Here is a 17,009-nt window from a genome sequence, read left to right on the forward strand (position 1 = left end):
ATACTCGACCTGAGTACAAGGAGGTACCGTGAGAACACTACGCTTCGTAGCATGCCTAATTGGGAGCATCGTGATAGCGGCAAGTCGAGCTGATGCGCTCGATTTTCCGGTGGGACATTCTTCGGTGGCCGATGCTCAAATAACTCGCTTGATGATGGATGAGGCTTATCCACAAATCGTCTTTCTACAGCTAAGCGACGCACCAGATGAAAACGCTGAGTGTCATAGAAATAGTACTTGGCACTACGCCATTCCCATCAGCTCGCCTGAGGGGCAAAACATGTACAGCGCTTTGCTTGCGTTAAAAGCATCAGCAGGCCACGCGTTTTTTGGTGGGGCCGATGAGTGTGTGACTGAGCTGCCACCAGAGATTCTGGGAATAGAACGCTTAGCTCGACTTGAGTTGCACTAGCTTAGGACTTTGTCGGAGTGAACCATGAAGCGACTTTACATCGTTGTGACTACATTATTGATATTGGCACCGACACAAGTCAGTGCACTGATTAGCTGTACGGGTATCCCCAGGTTTGTGTACGCTGGCTACCATGGACCAACTCCAGCAGAGAACAGTTTCGGTGTTGAGCTCGACACTGTTGCCGGTATTCTTAACCTGGGTCAGACGTCCGATACGCAGGCAACGGCGCGTTACTCGATGATGCTGGCTGCACAGCGAGCGCAAAGCACCGTTATTTTAGAGTTTTTTAACCACTCACCTCCGGATGACTGCGATACGGTGGTTCAATCAAGAGAAGTGCCTACATCCGTCTATACACGTTAAGCACTGTGACACATCACAAGCATGCGTAAACACCTTGGTCTGGTTGACATCGAGTAAGTCAGGCCGTATTCCAGAGCAAATGGGAGGAACGAATGAAGACAAGCGTTATTGTTACAGCGATTTCACTGACACTGGCGTCGCTGCATGCCAACGCGCTAGTGAGCTGTTCGGGCATACCTCGCTTTGTGTATGTGGGGTATCATGGCCCGTCACCTGCGGAAAGCAGCTATGGTGTCATGCTGAGCACCGGGAATGGTGTATTACACCTTGGCCCCACTTCCGGCACTCTAGCAACCGCACGATATTCAATGATGCTTGCTGCACAGCAGGCCCAGAGCAGCGTAACCATCGAGTATTTTAATCTATCAGCACCTGATGATTGCGATACGGCAGTGGAGTTGAAAGAGGTACCTACCTCTGTTTACTCGCGCTAGAAGCAACTCAAATAAGTGCTTCATTAGTAAGTTCAACCATCCTAGCTCTTGCAAAAATAATGAGGAGGATGGCTATCATACTCTACCTGCAAGTTTTGCATCCACCCAACCATGACTCCATTGGGAAGATGACTCCTTGCTCATTTAGAGTGTCGTACAAATCTTCTTCACTGGAAAACTGGTAGCGCAGGTCGTTAGCACTGAGGGTCCCCCAGTTAGCTGGTTTGACGACTTGGCCGCTTCGAGCCTCCTCTTGCTCTATTTCAGCGTCACCTTCATACCAATCCAAAACAATAGGCATGAGCTCTCGTATCTTCATATCGGGGCTTTGCTTAAATGCTCGTTCTACTAACGGAGCTACGCGGCTGGCCTCACAGTCCATACCCACGAGCAAGTGATATAAGCGTTGAGCTTGGGGGTTGCCATCAAACACACCCAGCTCAGGTTCCTGTTTACCTGCTTCAGCAATTCGCTGACGAAGGTCGAGTAGTTGCTTGTCGATTTGTGGCACATGTAGGTCTGAGTACTTCACCACGAGTTCTGGATCGCCCGAACGCAGTGCAGCCAGCATAGGGTGTACCGGCTTAAACTCATCTTCAAATACCTTTCTCATTAACTTGAGTGAGATCCGCTCGCTACGATTAGCGATTGCCCACAGCTGAGTGAGAACAAACAGCTTCACCACGATATCGTGAACGCCTTGGGTCAACTCATACCAACCATCTCGGAGCTCATCTGTCAGCACGTCATCTTTACGCTGAAGCCACTGATAGCGCCAAAGTTTTCTTGCAAAAGCACTCCATTCTGAATGCTTAATGCGATCAGAGCCTTTATGTCTTTCTGGAGCCTCGTTCTTCATAGGCTCCCAAAATAGCGATCCAAACCCAGCAACACGCCGACCAGATTGAAGCTCCAACTCAAGAATAGGCCGAGCTTTGGGGGTACCGACCAACACAACTGGCACGCCAATGGTGTTTACCAGCTCAACGAAAAATTCCAGCATGTCTTTCTCATCATCGGAACTTTGCCGGCTTAAACGCTGAATCTCATCGATTACCAATATGCCAATTGCTCGCTGGGTGGCAATTTGACCCATTAAGGCGAGCAGGGTATCGGTACCCACGCGCTTTTGGGTGTATTTCTGCTCATAGTTAGTATTAAGCTTTTGATCGATGGCTCTGAAAAAGTTAACGCACAAGCTTTTAAGCGTACCCTTTGCCGGGCATTCGATTTTCAGGTGAACCAGCTGAATAAAGTTGTACTTTTCGTGGTAAATCACTTGCGGGTAGTTCGCTAAAATACGATTCAGCGTAGTGCTTTTACCGCAGCCTGACACACCGATAAGTGCGAAGCTGCTGGCTGTAGAAGGCGCTTTAGCAAAGCGAAAGCTCGACAATTCACCTCGCTTTATGCGCTCATAACCATCTTGTAAGTGACTTTTGAGCGAACCATCTTCCAGATTTCGGCCCACGTAGCCACGGCGCATCATAATTGAGATCTTTTCTTCTAGTCGCAGGTGGTTCGCTAAAGGCTGGAAAAAGTCATCGAGCAGGCCTGCAATCTCATGTGCACGGATTCGCCCATCGGAGAATGCATCTCCTGGCTGATAGCTAACCTTACCTCGCAGTCCGTCTCGGACTTGCTCTACCTGCATAATTGGCGGCAATGCTTCAATGAAGGGATTCCCCCTATAGCGCTCTACACCAGGGTCTTGATACACGGCATCGACGGTGTTTTCAGGTAAGGTCATAACTATCAGTCCTCATGATCATCAAACAGCTCATCAATGAAATCAGGGTAAGTGCAGTCATCTTCCTGCTCGGCTCTTAGAGGTGTGACAGGGGCTTTAACCTGGCTTGTGTTGGTAGGGCTATACGCTGCGCCTTGCCGCTCTTGCTGCTTCTCCTGCTCCCGATTGCTTCTGATGGTAGCAATTCTCTCAGCTTTAGTGAGCCCTTGGTGGTTAGGCTTGTTAGCAACGGCTTGCTTGATTTTCTGCTGCACAAAGCTCTCATGATCGCGGCGCTGCTTATCATCAACCAACAGCTGCTTAGCCATTGATGATTTTTGCTTGGCTTGCTGCCGCCATACATCCCAGAATGAACACCCTTGATACTCACGCGAATGGTCAGAGAGCTTACATACCCAATGTTCGAGCGAGCCGTTTTTAGTAAATAGATAGATATGATCGGCGGAGTTCGGGTCATATGCCGCAAGTAAACTTTCTGGGCGTTTGACTGACGAATCACGATGTAACCAGCCGCTCTCAAGCATCTCGCTACAAGTGTAATAAAGCCCGAATGCACATACACCCAGCTCAGATGTAGATACTTTCACTCTGGGCATCATAGCGACTCTGAGTGCAGCCTCACTGGCTTGTCTTAACCGACCGGTGCGGTTTTGGATACCCCAGTTCCAGATGGATAAGGGCGTCATCTCCAAATCGGTCGGCATATCTGGTGCGCGGTCGTATTTTTTGAGAACAGCAAACTGGTTGTGCATCAGTACCGAAGATACGATGATCTCAGTGAAATCTTGTACGGTGAGCGCTGCATCCAAACGGTAGTCCTTCCCACCGCGCTTTTTGACTTTCGTTCCCGTTACCACGCCCGGCGCAAAAGGCTTAAAGTCAGCCTGAACCCACTTAAAATGCCTCTCAACTATGCCTTTAGCGGAGCCTTGATGTGGAGGCGTGTTTTCGATACGCACCGAAAAACTGCTTTCCAGCGATTCAATTTGATGGCCCAGTAGCTCACCGCGATCAGCGAGTATTGCATCGGGAAGGCCCAAGGCTGGCCATTGCTCATCAGAGATATCAAAGCCTATGGATTTACAGTAATCCACTTTACTGGTCATCGAGTTCACAAGCGCTTGCATAGCGACCGCATAAGAAGGGTTTTCAAAACCAATGTATACCCCGGTAATTAGCCGAGAGAACACATCGACAACCGCATAAACCGTTGGTCTTCCCACAATGGCAGACTTGTCGCGAGTTGATACCAGGTAGATATCGGCGATTGTTGCATCGATCTCATAGCGGCTTCCAGGACCCATCGCTTGGGTGGTTGCGGTGGATGTTAAAGGCCGAACATCGTTGCGGTAGTTGTTCTTATTGTTACGCTTTTGCAGTTTCTCAATAGTTGAGTACTCACGCTTATAGAAGTGCTTCATCTGCCAAATTGAGGGGATCTCCTCTTCGGGCACATGTGGATTATGAGTCGTGTATATGCTCTGAAAACGCCGGTAAGCATAGGGAACTGATGCGTTTCTCTCTTTAAGTAAGTACTTGTCGATGGCTATCCGAAACAACCGCTCAACGCTTGCATCCATATTTGCGCCAATACCCGGTTTGTATACCCGTGGCCGGCCTAGTTTTTTGTCCTTGGCGTGTCGCTTCTTCCCTTTAGCTCCCGAGTTATGGTAGTCGGGCAGTAAGGCATTGGGCATTTGTCCACGTTGCCAGTAACGGCGCAATAAGCGATACAACGTTTGCTTAGTGAAACCATGCTTTTGCATGGCTTCACCAATCAAGCGCCCACGGATCCGACGGTCATAGTATTCAGGGTGGCTAACAATGGACGAGATAACAGCCATGTTTTTATCGCGTTTGAGCTTGGCAGTGGTACCGTCTTCCGGCTGTATCATGGCGAGTGATGCAAATGGGTCCTCACAACGAAGTAAGCGCTCCTCGTCAATTGCTTGTACCAACTCATGCTGTCGGATCAGCTCAGGGAACGCTGAAGCATCCTCGATGCTGATCCAAATGTACTCACCAGTTAAGCAACTGAGAATGCGGTACTCATGACCGTCAAGACTGACTACCTCATTGGTTTGAAACATTCAGTTCCTCCAACATCTTAGCAACGTTACCTACTGAAAGGTCACGCCCCTTTAGCTGTAAATAGGGCGTGAAAACATCAAACTGAAAGCAGCGTAATGCCAACAACTGGCGCATCTCAAACAGCGACTCGCCAGGCTCTAGGGAGTAAGCCACATCCAGCTTTTTCGCAATATCGACCACTCGTAGATCTGGGTTTTCATTCATCTGATGGGCGTAGAAACTGAGCTTATTCAGTAAGCTCTGTTGAGGCTGCGAGTTTGATTGCTCTGGATAAAGCCAAAGGATGTTACTGAAGACGACCTTGGGGATCTCTTTTTCAGTAACGATCATCCAAGGAATAGATTTTTCTTCCCAATACCGACGTTCTAGCTCGAGCTTCTCAACCGTGGCGGCATCGGCCAAAAACTTAGAGTATTTAGCCTGCAGAGCAAACTTGGGTTGTTGGGCATCGCGGGTGTTCACCAGAAAATCTGATGACATTACATTGAGTATCTGACCACTTTTAGGATGTCGAATACCAGCATCGGCAGCAAGTACCCGTGTAACTTCACGATCCAGTGGGAACTGCTCGCGAATATCTTGGGTATCACGATGCCACTCAAGCATAAGAAAGACAGCAAGCTCTAAATCGGAAAGTAGATGATGGGTGCGCTGGGTTTTGTGACCAAACGTACGATGTGAGCGCCCATCAGAGGGAACATCTCGAACGGTTATCCATGGTTTGTAGTCAGCTCCGCGCCCTTGACCCCGGCCTTGTTTAATCCAACGCCGGATCTTCGCTTCAGTGAGTTCGTACTTCCCTTTTGCCATAACAAAAACCGCCAAACCATGCTCACTATTTGAGCATATGCTTGACGGCCTTAGTATGCAACTTTATTACTCAGTATGAATCTTTATTACTCAGTATGAGACTTTATTACTCTCCCACACCTCCTTTTTATCCACATAAAATGTTTATTCCACGGTTACCGACTTCGCCAGATTACGCGGCTGGTCCACATCGGTACCTTTAATCAATGCCACGTAGTAAGACAGTAGCTGTAGAGGTACGGTGTAGACAATTGGGGCGATCAGCTCGTCGACATGTGGAACACTCAGTACCCGCATGGTGTCATCACTTTCGAACTTGGCGTCGCCGTCAGCAAACACGTAAAGAATACCACCGCGGGCACGCACCTCTTCCACGTTGGATTTAAGCTTCTCCAACAGTTCGTTATTAGGCGCCACCACGATAATCGGCATTTCGGCATCAATCAGTGCCAAGGGGCCATGCTTCAGCTCTCCCGCTGCATAGGCTTCGGCGTGGATATAGGAGATCTCTTTAAGCTTGAGCGCCCCTTCCATCGCGATGGGGTATTGGCTGCCACGGCCGAGGAACAGACTATGCTGCATATCAGCGAACTCTTCGGCTAGGGCTTCGATAGGCTCGGCCAAGGTTAGCGCTTGCTCTAGCTTGGCAGGCAGGCTTTGCAGTGCATGCACCAGCGCGGCTTCTTGCTCATCGTTCATCAGGTTATGGCGGCCAATCGCGCCCACTAGCATCAGCAAGCCAGCCAACTGAACGGTAAAGGCCTTGGTTGACGCCACGCCAATCTCGGCACCCGCTTTCATCATATAGGCCATGTCTGACTCACGCACCAGTGACGAACCGGGCACGTTACAGATGGTCAAGCTGGCCATATAACCTTGTTCTTTGGCCAGACGCAGCGCCGCTAAGGTATCGGCGGTCTCACCGCTTTGCGAGATGGTCACCAGTAGGCTGTTGGGTAGTACCACCGACTTGCGATAGCGAAACTCTGAGGCGATTTCGACGTTACAGCTTACGCCAGCCAGCTCTTCGAACCAGTAGCGCGCCACCATACCAGCATGATAGCTGGTGCCACAGGCGATGATCTGTACATGTTTCACATCGCTAAGCAGCTCAACAGCGTTATCACCAAATACATCATCCAATACCCGCCCTTGGCCCAGGCGGCCATCCAAGGTGCGCTGCAAGGCCAAAGGCTGCTCGTAGATCTCTTTGAGCATGTAGTGGCGGTACTGGCCTTTGTCTCCGGCATCGTGGGAGGCGTTGGACTCGATGATATCGCGTACCACCGGCTCGCCATTCTTATCAAAGATATTCACTTCAAAGCGGGTGACCTCGGCTACATCGCCTTCTTCTAAAAAGCTGAAGCGACGGGTTACCGGAAGCAGGGCGAGCTGATCGGAGGCGATAAAGTTTTCGCCGAGACCATAGCCAATCACCAAGGGGCTGCCAGAGCGGGCCACTACAACCTTGGAAGGATCGCGCTTATCCATGATCACCGTGCCATAGGCGCCTTCCAGCTCAGACACCGCCGATTGCACCGCGCTCAAAAGCGTTTCGTGATGCTTAATTTTATGGTCGACCAGATGGGCGATCACCTCGGTATCGGTGTCGGAGCTAAAGTGATAGCCCTCGGCTTTGAGCTGCTCACGCAACTCGGCGTGGTTTTCGATAATGCCGTTGTGCACCACGGCAATCGTTTCACATGAAACATGGGGGTGGGCGTTGCGCTCGCTCGGCTCGCCATGGGTTGCCCAACGGGTATGGGCGATACCTGTGCCGCCAATGACCGGGGTTTGCACTAAGGCATCGGCTAGCTCCTGAACCTTGCCCAAGCGGCGAACCCGCTGCAACTGGCCATCGCCGTCAATGGTTGCCACTCCGGCTGAGTCGTAGCCGCGATACTCCAGTCGGCGTAGTCCTTCTACTAGAATATCTGCGACATCACGCTGTGCAACTGCACCTACAATTCCGCACATAAGATCCTCACACAATAATTAATTTGATACCCAGCGCTTCAATGCTTGCGCGGTCTTCGCTGGAAAGGGTTTTGTCTGTTACCAAGGTATCGATAGAGTCCCAAGGGAGCTCCAAATTGGGGATTTTTCGCCCCACTTTGTCGGCTTCCACCATCACGATGACTTCGCGGGCCGCTTCTGCCATCACCCGGCTTAAACCAATCAACTCGTTGAAGGTAGTTGTGCCTCGATTGATATCGATGCCATCGGCGCCGACAAACAACTGATCGAAGTCATAGGCGCGCAGCACCTGTTCTGCGACCTGTCCTTGGAACGCCTCGGAATGCGGGTCCCAAGTGCCGCCGGTCATCAGCAGGGTAGGCTCGTTCTCCAATTCCCGCAGGCTATTGGCAATGTTCAAGGAGTTAGTCATCACGATCAGCCCTTGCTTGTTACCCAGCTCAGGCAGCATGGCGGCGGTGGTTGAGCCACTGTCGATAATCAAGCGATTGTGATCGCGGATCAGTTTGGCAGCCGCCTTGGCTATCGCCAGCTTTCGCTTTGAAACCGGCTCACCGGGCTTTTCTGCCGCCATCTCGGAGGGAAGTGGGATAGCACCGCCATAGCGACGCAACAGCAACCCGCTACTCTCGAGTGCGGCTAAATCCTTGCGGATGGTCACCTCGGAGGTTTGTAGCTCGGATGCCATTTGATCGACGCTAAGTTCACCGTGCTGCTCAAGGTGTTGCATTAAAAGACGACGGCGCTGTTGGGGCGTATATTTCATTTCTAAACGTCCAAGGTTTCACTTCGAAAAAAGACTAATAAAAACAATGATAACTAGCAACGTTCAAACGCAACTAGTGGTCGATACCTGAGCGCGGATCACTTATATTTATTATTAGCTCACTAATAACTCTTTTACACTTCACTTCGCTAAGGACGGCAACAGTGAAATGCACTTCGACACTCTTAGTACTATTTTGTTTGTTTGGCAGCCCCGCATGGGCCGGTGATTTTGTGGTGGATATCGGTGGCTTCTGGGCAAAAACCGACTCTACGGTCACCAGCAAGGCACTTGATGGCAACCCGATTACCTTGGATTTCGAAGACGCCCTGGCGCTTAGGGATAACCAAGTCCTGCCCTACTTGTGGCTAGGTTATCGCTTTAACGAACGCCACATTGTCTACCTGGACTGGAAACGGCTACACCGCAGCGCAGCTAACGTCTCTGAAGTCGACTTTGTTATCCCAGAACACCCAGAAAGCGGCATCACCGCTGGCTCCCACATTGAGACCCGCTTAGATATCGATGTCGCGCGGCTAGGCTATGCCTACTCCTTTTATCAGCGGCCCAATGCAGAGGCCGGCGTATCGCTAGGATTGCATCTGATGTTTATCGACTTGGGATTCTCGGGCGAGCTCAGCGGCTGTGTCACTCTGCCAAGTGGTGAGAGTGAGTGCGCCAGAGTGGAATCGGGGGAGCAAAGCGTCAGTGATTCGGTGACTGCGCCCTTACCAGATATAGGCATGTGGTTTAACTACCAGCTCTACAAGCAACTGTGGCTAGACACCCATGTGCAGTGGTTCTATCTGAAAGTTGATGATATTTCGGGAAGTTTGCTGGATGTACATGCAGGGCTGAAATATACATTGACCCCTGACTGGGATATCGGCTTGGGCTACAACTACTACCGGGTCGAAGTTGATTGGGATAGCACCGAGCTGCGCTATAACTACCGCGGCCCGATGCTTAATGTGCGTTACCGTTTTTAAGGCTTACTTGTCGCCCTTGGTAGGACGCTTCCAGCCGCTAAGATTGCGCTGGCGGGTTCGCGAGATTGCCAAGGCCTCTGCTTCAACATCAGAGGTAACGGTCGTTCCCGCGCCCACAGTGGCGTTTTTACCCACCGTTACCGGTGCCACCAATTGGCTGTCGCTGCCGATAAAGGCGCCGTCTTCGATCACCGTTTTGTGTTTATTGGCACCGTCGTAGTTACAGGTGATGGTGCCCGCACCAATGTTCACCTGCTGACCCACCTCAGTATCGCCCAGATAAGTCAGGTGTCCGGCCTTAGAGCCTTCGCCCAACACAGCATTCTTCATCTCAACAAAGTTGCCGATATGGGCATCTTTGGCCAGCTTGGCACCCGGGCGCAAACGCGCAAACGGGCCGGCAGAAGACTGCTCGCCCATTTCTGCCTGCTCGATCACCGAGTTGGCTTTAACCGTGGCGCCATCGGCAATGCTGCAGTTGCGCAGTACACAGTTAGGCTCAATGGTTACCCCATTGCCTATGCTGACCTTGCCTTCAATGACCACATTAATGTCGATAAAACAGTCTTTACCAATGCTAAGCTCACCACGCAGATCGAAGCGGGTGGCATCACTCAGGCTCACGCCGTCTGCCAACAAGGCTTCAGCTTGCTGTAGTTGGTAGGCGCGCTCCAAGCGGTTGAGCTGGATACGGTCATTTACCCCTTGCACCTCAACCAGTGAGGCGGGCTGCACTGTTTGCACGGTCTTTCCGTCCTGCACCGCCATCTCAATCAAGTCAGTTACGTAGTACTCGCCTTGGGCATTGTCGTTATTGAGTTGCGCCAACCAACGTTTAAAGTCGCGCCCTTTGGCTACCAGCACACCGGTATTCACTTCGCAAATCGCTAGTTGCTCGGGCGAGGCATCTTTGTGCTCAACAATGGCGGTAACGCCTTGCGCATTGCGCACGATACGGCCATAGCCAGTTGGGTCATCCAGGTTCACGGTAAGCAGTGCGATGCCGCCTTCCGGCAAGGCTTGGGTTAACTGCTCAATGGTTTCTTTGGCAATCAATGGGGTATCGCCATAGAGCATCACCACCGCTTCATCATCACCAAAGTAAGGCGCGGCTTGCTGCATGGCGTGGCCGGTACCCAGCTGCTCGGCCTGATGCACCCAGTTCAACTCTGGCTCTGAGATCTGCGCCTTTAGCAGCTCCGCACCATGGCCATAAATCAGATGAACCGCCGAAGGAGACAGGGTCTTGGCGGTGTCGATAACATGCTGCACCATCGGCTTGTTTGCCAGCTTATGAAGAACTTTGGGTAGATCGGAGCGCATACGCGTTCCTTTGCCTGCAGCGAGAATAGCTACGCTGAAATTCATAGTGATTCCTATCAGATACCTTGGTGTGTCTGGCTATTACTATAAAGCTTAAGAAGCAGATGAAAACCGCTTCACCAAGTTTTTTGTCAGGTGATTGTGGTAATCCCACACTTCATCGAAGATGGTCATTAGCGAAGGATTGCCATAGCGGCTTAGGTTGACCGCATGAAAGCGATTCTCCGACTGCTTGATCTGGGTAACGTCGCCGAGCAAGGACTCTGGCGGTGCTGGTGCGATAAAATCAGACAGTACCAGCAAGTCGGCGTTGAGGTAGCGTTGCTGCTGGAACTGCTCAATCGCGGCAGCCAAGAGCTTGTTGATATCGGTGCCACCATGAAAGCTGTAGCTTAAAAAGCTAAGCGCTTCACGCAACCCATCCTGGCGGGTTAGCTCGTAGCAGATCAGCTCGCTGGAGAACAGCATCACATAGCAGTCACGCTTCTCGGCCAACGCTATCTCCATCAAGCCATAGGCCAAGGCCTTGGCGCAGCGCTCAGGAAAGCCCTGCATCGACCCGGAGCAATCGATGGCCAGCACAAATGGCCCTTTGGGTAGCTGCGGCGGGCCGATATCGACCTTTTCAGTCGCAACCTTGCTCAGGCTGTGTTGCTTACCTTGTTGCTGGTAGTTGAGCAGGCGCTTGTCGACCAAGTGCTTGTAGAACACCACCTCTAGCTCGGGATAGGCTAGGAACAAGGTCTCGCTGGGCAGCAGCTTGGATATATCATCGCTTTCGTGGATACCCACGATGTCATCGTTACAGCTTTGGCTCTGCTCTTGCTGCAGGCTAAGCTGCTCTTCGCAGGCCTGCTGGTGGTCGGCCGGTTGCTGCTCAGAGGCGCGCCGACCAATGCTCTCGGCGATCTCCTGCAGACCCTTACGCTCTTTTAAAAAACGCGCCACCCGCAGCAGCTGTTTGTGCTCGCGCTTGGTCAGTTTGCAGGCCGCCATATCCCAAAGCCGGCCGACCTTACGCCAATCACCTTGTTGCTGCAGCTCGGCCAGCTCTTGTAAGGTCTCTGCGCGTTGGTATAAATCCTCTAACAGCGCCTGCTTGCTTTGCTCTAGCTCGTGCAGCTGCGCTTCTTTGAGTGAGAGCAACAAGGACTCAAACCAGCGATTGCAAAAGTAGCTTTGGAACATCGGACTGAGGCGACGACGGCCATCTTCAGTGAGTTTCTTGGCTTCCAGATAGAAGGGGGAGTGCTCCGCTAAACCCTCGACGATATCATCGACATGCAGAGCAAAATCCACCGCATCCATCTCAATGGCCAACTGATACTGCTGGATCTCTTTGGCAAAGCGCTGCTCTTGTGGAACACGGCTTAACTGCTGCTGTAGCTGACCCCGCCACTTACTGAGCTGACCTTTCATGGCCGACTTAATATCGGCACTGGATTCAGCCATCATCATCAACTGCGGCTTGAGCATAACCTCGCGCACCGCCTCGTCGAGTAAGCCTGATTCTGCGAGCATCACGCCCAATTGCACACTATCGAACATAATCAGGACTCGAAGAACTCAGCGATGTTTTGCAAACGGTAGAGATGGCGCTCTATCTGCCCCTTGAGCTTAGCCACCTGTTGTTCGGCCGAGACCAAACTGGCTTCTACCAGTTCAGGCAAGCGGGGGTTGATAAAGCTGTGGGGCAGGGCTTGGTGGAACAAGCGGCGACTTTGGACCAGCTGGATCTCGAGTTGTTTTAGTTGCTGTTGCAAATCATCTACCTTAGCTGACCAGCGCTGCTTGAGCTCATCATCGATACCGTCAGCGCTCACCAAACCTAGGGGTAGGGGACGACTGGCGATATCGCGGATCACTAGCCCGTGGCTAGCATCGAGCTCAATGCGCAGGGTCATCAGCGTTTTCGACTGATTCACATAGCCTAGTAGCTCAGCTTCTCCTGCGCGAATGCGTTTGAGCAGCTGTTCAGGCTCTAAGTAAACCCAACGGGTTTCTCCGTGGTCACGTTCGTTTACACCCTGATTCTGCTGCAGCACCACCAAACGGATCAGTTTTGCCCCCACCTCGCTGGAAAACGGCCTCGCATTACTGAGATCGATCTGGAAGAACTCTTTACGCAGACCCACCTCAACCGAAGCCATCAACTGCAACTGCTGGGCGATATCTGTTTGCAGCTGCAAGTACTCAGCCTGCAGTAGCTCACAGCCTTCCACTATCGCCAGTTGGCTAAAGGCATTGTTCACTGCAAAGTGCTGCACACAGGCCTGCACATACTGGCGACTCTCGAGGTTATGCCATAGGCAGTCCTCGAGCAGCAGCACATCTAAGGGGTTAATCTCATGACGGCCGTTAAAAAAGGCGCTGGCTTTGAGCAGGTGCAGCGCTTTTTTCCAACGTCGGTCGGATACATAGAGGTCTTTGGCCTGTTCGGAAAGCTCGCTCAGCTCAGCGGGAACCTGCTCAATCGCTTGCTTGAGCTTATAGATCACATCGAATACCGATTCGGGGAGCTCAACCCGCTGCAGGCATTGCTGCCAATAGTGGTACTCCTGATGGGTAATGCGCAGCTCACTGGCGACCTCTGGCAGCTGATACTCACCCAGTAACATCGCCTTAAAATTCTCTTTTTGCTGGATGCGATTAACGAACACCCGCAGCAACATCCGGTCATACAGGGCTTCCAGGCCGCTATCTTCTTCCGGTAATTCGTTGGATGCGGTCACCAGCAGGCGCATTGGCACATCAATGACCTCGGCGCCGTTGCGAAACACTCGCTCGTTCACCACCGTGAGCAGGGTATTGAGGATCGCCGGTCCCGCCTTCCAGATCTCATCGAGGAACACCACTTCGCTGCTCGGCAGGTAGCCATCGATGAGCCGCAAATACTTGCCGTGGTCTTTTAGCTCCTGGATAGAGAGCGGGCCAAACACCTCTTCAGGTGTGGAGAAGCGAGTCATTAGGTAGTCAAAGAAACTGGCTTGGTCGAAGGCCTCGGCCAAGCGCTTGGCGATCATGCTTTTGGCGATTCCCGGCGGGCCCAACAGGAACACACTTTCGCCGGCCAGTGCCGCCAGTAAACATAAACGGAAGCTCTCTTCGCGCTCATAGATCCCAGCGCTTAAGGCATCAAGTAGCTCAGAGATGCGCTCAGACAGCAGCTGTTTATCGGAGTGACTTAGCCGGTAGGTATCCGACATGGGGTCATATCTCCCTTAGTTTTGCGAATTTAAGAAATATAGCAGGGGAGTTTTGCAGAGGTAGCGAACATTGTTTGACGTACATCCTAAACTCACCAAACAAAAAAGGCGCCCACAGGCGCCTTTCTAATCAAAGCCAACTAGCTGAGTGTTTTACCTAGCAGCTGGATAACTTGCAGCTGAGCCATTGCCTTATTCAACTCCACTTGCGCTTTGTTGAAGTCCATATCCCCGGTTGGGTTACGGATCTGCGCTTCCGCTTCTTTGCGGGCGCGTTCAGACTTGGCACGATCCAGCTCTTCACCACGGATAGCCGTGTCAGCCAGCACCGTTACGCTGTTTGGCTGAACCTCCAGGTAGCCCCCGGAGATGTAAATCAGCTGTTCCTCACCATGTTGCTTGGTCAGGCGAACCATTCCAGGCTTGACCGGTGTTAGCAGTGGGGCGTGGCCATACAGCACACCCAACTCACCTTCCACACCAGTTACCCGCAAATGCTCCACCAAGCCAGAGAAGATTTTCTTCTCTGCGCTTACCACTTCAAGGTGAACCGTCATTGCAGCCATACTTGCCTCCTATCTCGTCTTGGCAAGCTTACATGCTCTTGGCACGTTCGAGTACGTCGTCAATATCGGCGGCGTACAGGAAGGCTTGCTCTGGGATATCATCGTAGTCGCCAGCCAACAGGCCTTTGAAGCTGCGAATGGTATCTTTCAGCGGTACCAGTACCCCCGGCTCGCCGGTAAATACCTCGGCTACGTGGTAGCTCTGAGTCAGGAACTTCTCGATCTTACGCGCACGTGATACGGTCAGTTTGTCTTCTTCAGACAGCTCGTCCATACCCAGAATCGCAATAATGTCCTTCAGCTCTTTGTAGCGCTGCAGTACACCTTGCACACCACGAGCAGTCTCGTAGTGCTCTTGGCCAACGACTAGCGGGTCAAGCTGACGAGAGGTTGAATCCAGCGGGTCAATCGCCGGGTACAAGCCCATCGAGGCAATGTTACGGCTCAGTACTACCGTCGCATCCAAGTGGGCGAAGGTGGTTGCTGGGCTGGGGTCAGTCAAGTCATCCGCAGGGACGTATACCGCCTGGATCGAGGTAATCGAGCCAGTTTTGGTTGAGGTAATACGTTCCTGAAGTACACCCATCTCTTCTGCCAGGGTAGGCTGGTAACCTACCGCCGATGGCATACGACCCAACAGTGCTGATACTTCAGTACCGGCCAGGGTGTAACGATAGATGTTATCGATGAACAGCAGTACGTCTTTACCTTCGTCACGGAACTTCTCAGCCATGGTTAGGCCGGTCAGTGCCACGCGTAGACGGTTTCCTGGTGGCTCGTTCATCTGACCATAAACCATGGCCACTTTGTCGAGTACGCCCGCTTCTTCCATCTCGTAGTAGAAGTCGTTACCTTCACGGGTACGCTCACCGACACCGGCAAATACCGACAGACCTGAGTGAGCTTTCGCGATGTTGTTGATAAGCTCCATCATGTTTACGGTCTTACCAACACCCGCACCACCGAACAGACCAATCTTACCGCCTTTCGCAAACGGGCAGATAAGGTCGATAACCTTTACGCCAGTCTCTAACAGTTCGGTAGAGCTACTTTGCTCTTCGTAGGTCGGGGCTGTACGGTGAATTTGATAGCTATCGTCAACGCTTAGGTCACCCTTACCATCGATAGGGTGTCCCAGTACGTTCATAATCCGTCCCAGGGTACCTTCACCCACAGGTACGGTGATAGCGTCACCGGTATTAGATACTTCCAAGCCGCGGCTTAGGCCTTCCGATGCACCCATACAGATACAACGAACCACGCCGCCACCAATTTGCTGCTGAACTTCAAGCACCAGCTTTTCTTGGTTTTGAACCTCAAGGGCATCGTATACCTTAGGTACACTGTCCTGTGGAAATTCAACGTCCACAACAGCGCCAATTACTTGGACGATGTTACCGTTACTCATGTTGATTCCTCTAAATTTATTCCGTTACCTAAGCCTAAACGGCTGCCGCTCCCGCAGAAATCTCACCCAGTTCTTGGGTAATTGCCGCTTGACGTTCCTTGTTGTAAACCAACTGAAGGTCATCAATAAGACTGCCCGCATTATCGGTTGCTGCTTTCATCGCAACCATTCGCGCCGCTTGCTCACACGCCAGGTTTTCCACCACAGCTTGATACACCTGAGATTCGATGTAACGAACCATCAGGCCATCGAGGATCTCTTCGGCATTCGGCTCGTACAGGTAATCCCAATTGCGACTGGCGATTTCCGGGTCATCAGCTTTAGGCAGCGGTAGTAATTGGTCGATATGCGGCTCCTGGGTCATGGTGTTAATAAACTTATTGAACACCACATAGATACGATCGAGTTTGCCCTCGTCGTACTCATCCAGCATTACCTTCACCGTACCAATCAACTCTTCTACCGTCGGGTTATCAGCCAAACCGGTGTTTTGCGCTAGCACCTTCCCATGGTGAGGGAAGAAGCCCGCCGCTTTACCACCAATCAGGGCCATTTCAACTTCGACGCCCTGATCTTGCCATTGCTGAATCTCTTTGATGGTTCGCTTGAACAGGTTGATGTTCAAACCACCACAAAGACCACGGTCGGTAGAAACGATGATATAGCCCACTCGCTTGGCTTCACGCTCGACCACATACGGATGTTTGTACTCGAGGTGACCCAAGGCGATATGACCAATTACGTTGCGCATGGCATCTGCGTAAGGGCGGCTGGACTCCATTTGCTCTTGAGTACGCCGCATCTTACTGGCAGCTACCATTTCCATAGCTTTGGTAATCTTTTGGGTGTTTTTTACACTGCCAATCTTACCTTTAATCTCTTTAGCGCCGGCCATAACTGTTCGCTCCTAT

General features: G+C 51.7%; 15 protein-coding genes. 4 read left to right on the forward strand and 11 right to left on the reverse strand.

Annotated elements, in window-relative coordinates; all coding sequences use genetic code 11:
* Positions 1-28 precede the first annotated feature (28 nt).
* From G461_RS0110115 to G461_RS26070, 3 genes are all read left to right on the forward strand, one after another.
* On the forward strand, positions 29-412 hold the full coding sequence (locus tag G461_RS0110115) for a hypothetical protein (RefSeq protein ID WP_026959402.1): 384 nt from the start codon (positions 29-31) through the stop codon (positions 410-412).
* Positions 413-436: 24 nt separating this feature from the next.
* The gene (locus G461_RS0110120; protein ID WP_026959403.1) at positions 437-778 is read left to right on the forward strand and encodes a hypothetical protein; all 342 of its coding nucleotides are present in this window, start codon (positions 437-439) and stop codon (positions 776-778) included.
* Between the two features lie 92 nt (positions 779-870).
* Positions 871-1,212 carry a hypothetical protein gene (locus G461_RS26070; protein WP_157360278.1) on the forward strand — a complete coding sequence of 114 codons (342 nt, stop codon included), beginning with the start codon at positions 871-873 and terminating at the stop codon, positions 1,210-1,212.
* A gap of 82 nt (positions 1,213-1,294) precedes the next feature.
* Here the strand turns inward: G461_RS26070 and G461_RS0110130 are convergent, their stop codons facing one another.
* The 5 genes from G461_RS0110130 to G461_RS0110150 all read right to left on the reverse strand — a co-directional run bounded on the left by G461_RS0110130 (position 1,295) and on the right by G461_RS0110150 (position 8,606).
* Entirely contained in the window at positions 1,295-2,962 is a 1,668-nt protein-coding gene (locus G461_RS0110130) for an ATP-binding protein (protein WP_026959404.1), read from the reverse strand.
* 5 nt (positions 2,963-2,967) lie between these two features.
* Positions 2,968-5,052, reverse strand: coding sequence for a Mu transposase C-terminal domain-containing protein (locus G461_RS0110135; RefSeq protein WP_026959405.1), 2,085 nt, complete (start codon positions 5,050-5,052; stop codon positions 2,968-2,970).
* Positions 5,036-5,878, reverse strand: a complete 843-nt coding sequence (locus tag G461_RS0110140; protein ID WP_342664367.1) for a TnsA endonuclease N-terminal domain-containing protein — start codon at positions 5,876-5,878, stop codon at positions 5,036-5,038. Before G461_RS0110140 ends, G461_RS0110135 begins: the two co-directional genes overlap by 17 nt.
* Positions 5,879-6,007: 129 nt before the next feature.
* The gene (gene glmS, locus G461_RS0110145; RefSeq protein ID WP_026971754.1) at positions 6,008-7,840 is read right to left on the reverse strand and encodes a glutamine--fructose-6-phosphate transaminase (isomerizing); all 1,833 of its coding nucleotides are present in this window, start codon (positions 7,838-7,840) and stop codon (positions 6,008-6,010) included.
* Between the two features lie 7 nt (positions 7,841-7,847).
* Positions 7,848-8,606 (reverse strand): DeoR family transcriptional regulator, encoded by a 759-nt coding sequence (locus G461_RS0110150; RefSeq protein WP_026971755.1) that lies wholly within the window; start codon positions 8,604-8,606, stop codon positions 7,848-7,850.
* A 200-nt stretch (positions 8,607-8,806) separates the two neighbouring features.
* On the opposite strand from G461_RS0110150, the gene G461_RS23895 reads away from it, so the two are divergent.
* Entirely contained in the window at positions 8,807-9,595 is a 789-nt protein-coding gene (locus G461_RS23895) for a hypothetical protein (protein WP_051333492.1), read from the forward strand.
* 3 nt (positions 9,596-9,598) lie between these two features.
* On the opposite strand, the gene glmU is transcribed toward G461_RS23895, so the two are convergent.
* The 6 genes from glmU to atpG form a co-directional block, all read right to left on the reverse strand.
* Entirely contained in the window at positions 9,599-10,963 is a 1,365-nt protein-coding gene (gene glmU / locus G461_RS0110160) for a bifunctional UDP-N-acetylglucosamine diphosphorylase/glucosamine-1-phosphate N-acetyltransferase GlmU (RefSeq protein ID WP_026971756.1), read from the reverse strand.
* A 48-nt stretch (positions 10,964-11,011) separates the two neighbouring features.
* Positions 11,012-12,466, reverse strand: coding sequence for an ATPase RavA stimulator ViaA (gene viaA / locus G461_RS0110165; protein ID WP_211236265.1), 1,455 nt, complete (start codon positions 12,464-12,466; stop codon positions 11,012-11,014).
* A 2-nt stretch (positions 12,467-12,468) separates the two neighbouring features.
* Positions 12,469-14,124: an ATPase RavA domain-containing protein gene (locus tag G461_RS0110170; protein WP_026971758.1), complete on the reverse strand. Its 1,656-nt coding sequence runs from the start codon at positions 14,122-14,124 to the stop codon at positions 12,469-12,471.
* Positions 14,125-14,264: 140 nt separating this feature from the next.
* Positions 14,265-14,690 carry a F0F1 ATP synthase subunit epsilon gene (locus G461_RS0110175; RefSeq protein ID WP_026959412.1) on the reverse strand — a complete coding sequence of 142 codons (426 nt, stop codon included), beginning with the start codon at positions 14,688-14,690 and terminating at the stop codon, positions 14,265-14,267.
* Between the two features lie 28 nt (positions 14,691-14,718).
* Positions 14,719-16,098 carry a F0F1 ATP synthase subunit beta gene (gene atpD, locus G461_RS0110180; protein WP_026959413.1) on the reverse strand — a complete coding sequence of 460 codons (1,380 nt, stop codon included), beginning with the start codon at positions 16,096-16,098 and terminating at the stop codon, positions 14,719-14,721.
* 34 nt (positions 16,099-16,132) lie between these two features.
* Positions 16,133-16,993, reverse strand: coding sequence for a F0F1 ATP synthase subunit gamma (gene atpG / locus G461_RS0110185; protein WP_026959414.1), 861 nt, complete (start codon positions 16,991-16,993; stop codon positions 16,133-16,135).
* Between the last annotated feature and the right edge of the window lie 16 nt (positions 16,994-17,009).

This window comes from Aliagarivorans marinus DSM 23064 (genome assembly GCF_000429485.1).
Lineage (GTDB): Bacteria > Pseudomonadota > Gammaproteobacteria > Enterobacterales > Celerinatantimonadaceae > Aliagarivorans > Aliagarivorans marinus.

Coding starts and splice junctions, on each gene's coding strand:
- atpD (WP_026959413.1), bottom strand. CDS start 16,098: ATGAGTAACGGTAACATCGTCCAAGTAATTGGCGCTGTTGTGGACGTT.
- atpG (WP_026959414.1), bottom strand. CDS start 16,993: ATGGCCGGCGCTAAAGAGATTAAAGGTAAGATTGGCAGTGTAAAAAAC.
- glmU (WP_026971756.1), bottom strand. CDS start 10,963: ATGAATTTCAGCGTAGCTATTCTCGCTGCAGGCAAAGGAACGCGTATG.
- viaA (WP_211236265.1), bottom strand. CDS start 12,466: ATGTTCGATAGTGTGCAATTGGGCGTGATGCTCGCAGAATCAGGCTTA.
- G461_RS0110135 (WP_026959405.1), bottom strand. CDS start 5,052: ATGTTTCAAACCAATGAGGTAGTCAGTCTTGACGGTCATGAGTACCGC.
- G461_RS0110150 (WP_026971755.1), bottom strand. CDS start 8,606: ATGAAATATACGCCCCAACAGCGCCGTCGTCTTTTAATGCAACACCTT.
- G461_RS0110120 (WP_026959403.1), top strand. CDS start 437: ATGAAGCGACTTTACATCGTTGTGACTACATTATTGATATTGGCACCG.
- G461_RS0110130 (WP_026959404.1), bottom strand. CDS start 2,962: ATGACCTTACCTGAAAACACCGTCGATGCCGTGTATCAAGACCCTGGT.
- G461_RS26070 (WP_157360278.1), top strand. CDS start 871: ATGAAGACAAGCGTTATTGTTACAGCGATTTCACTGACACTGGCGTCG.
- G461_RS0110170 (WP_026971758.1), bottom strand. CDS start 14,124: ATGTCGGATACCTACCGGCTAAGTCACTCCGATAAACAGCTGCTGTCT.
- G461_RS0110175 (WP_026959412.1), bottom strand. CDS start 14,690: ATGGCTGCAATGACGGTTCACCTTGAAGTGGTAAGCGCAGAGAAGAAA.
- glmS (WP_026971754.1), bottom strand. CDS start 7,840: ATGTGCGGAATTGTAGGTGCAGTTGCACAGCGTGATGTCGCAGATATT.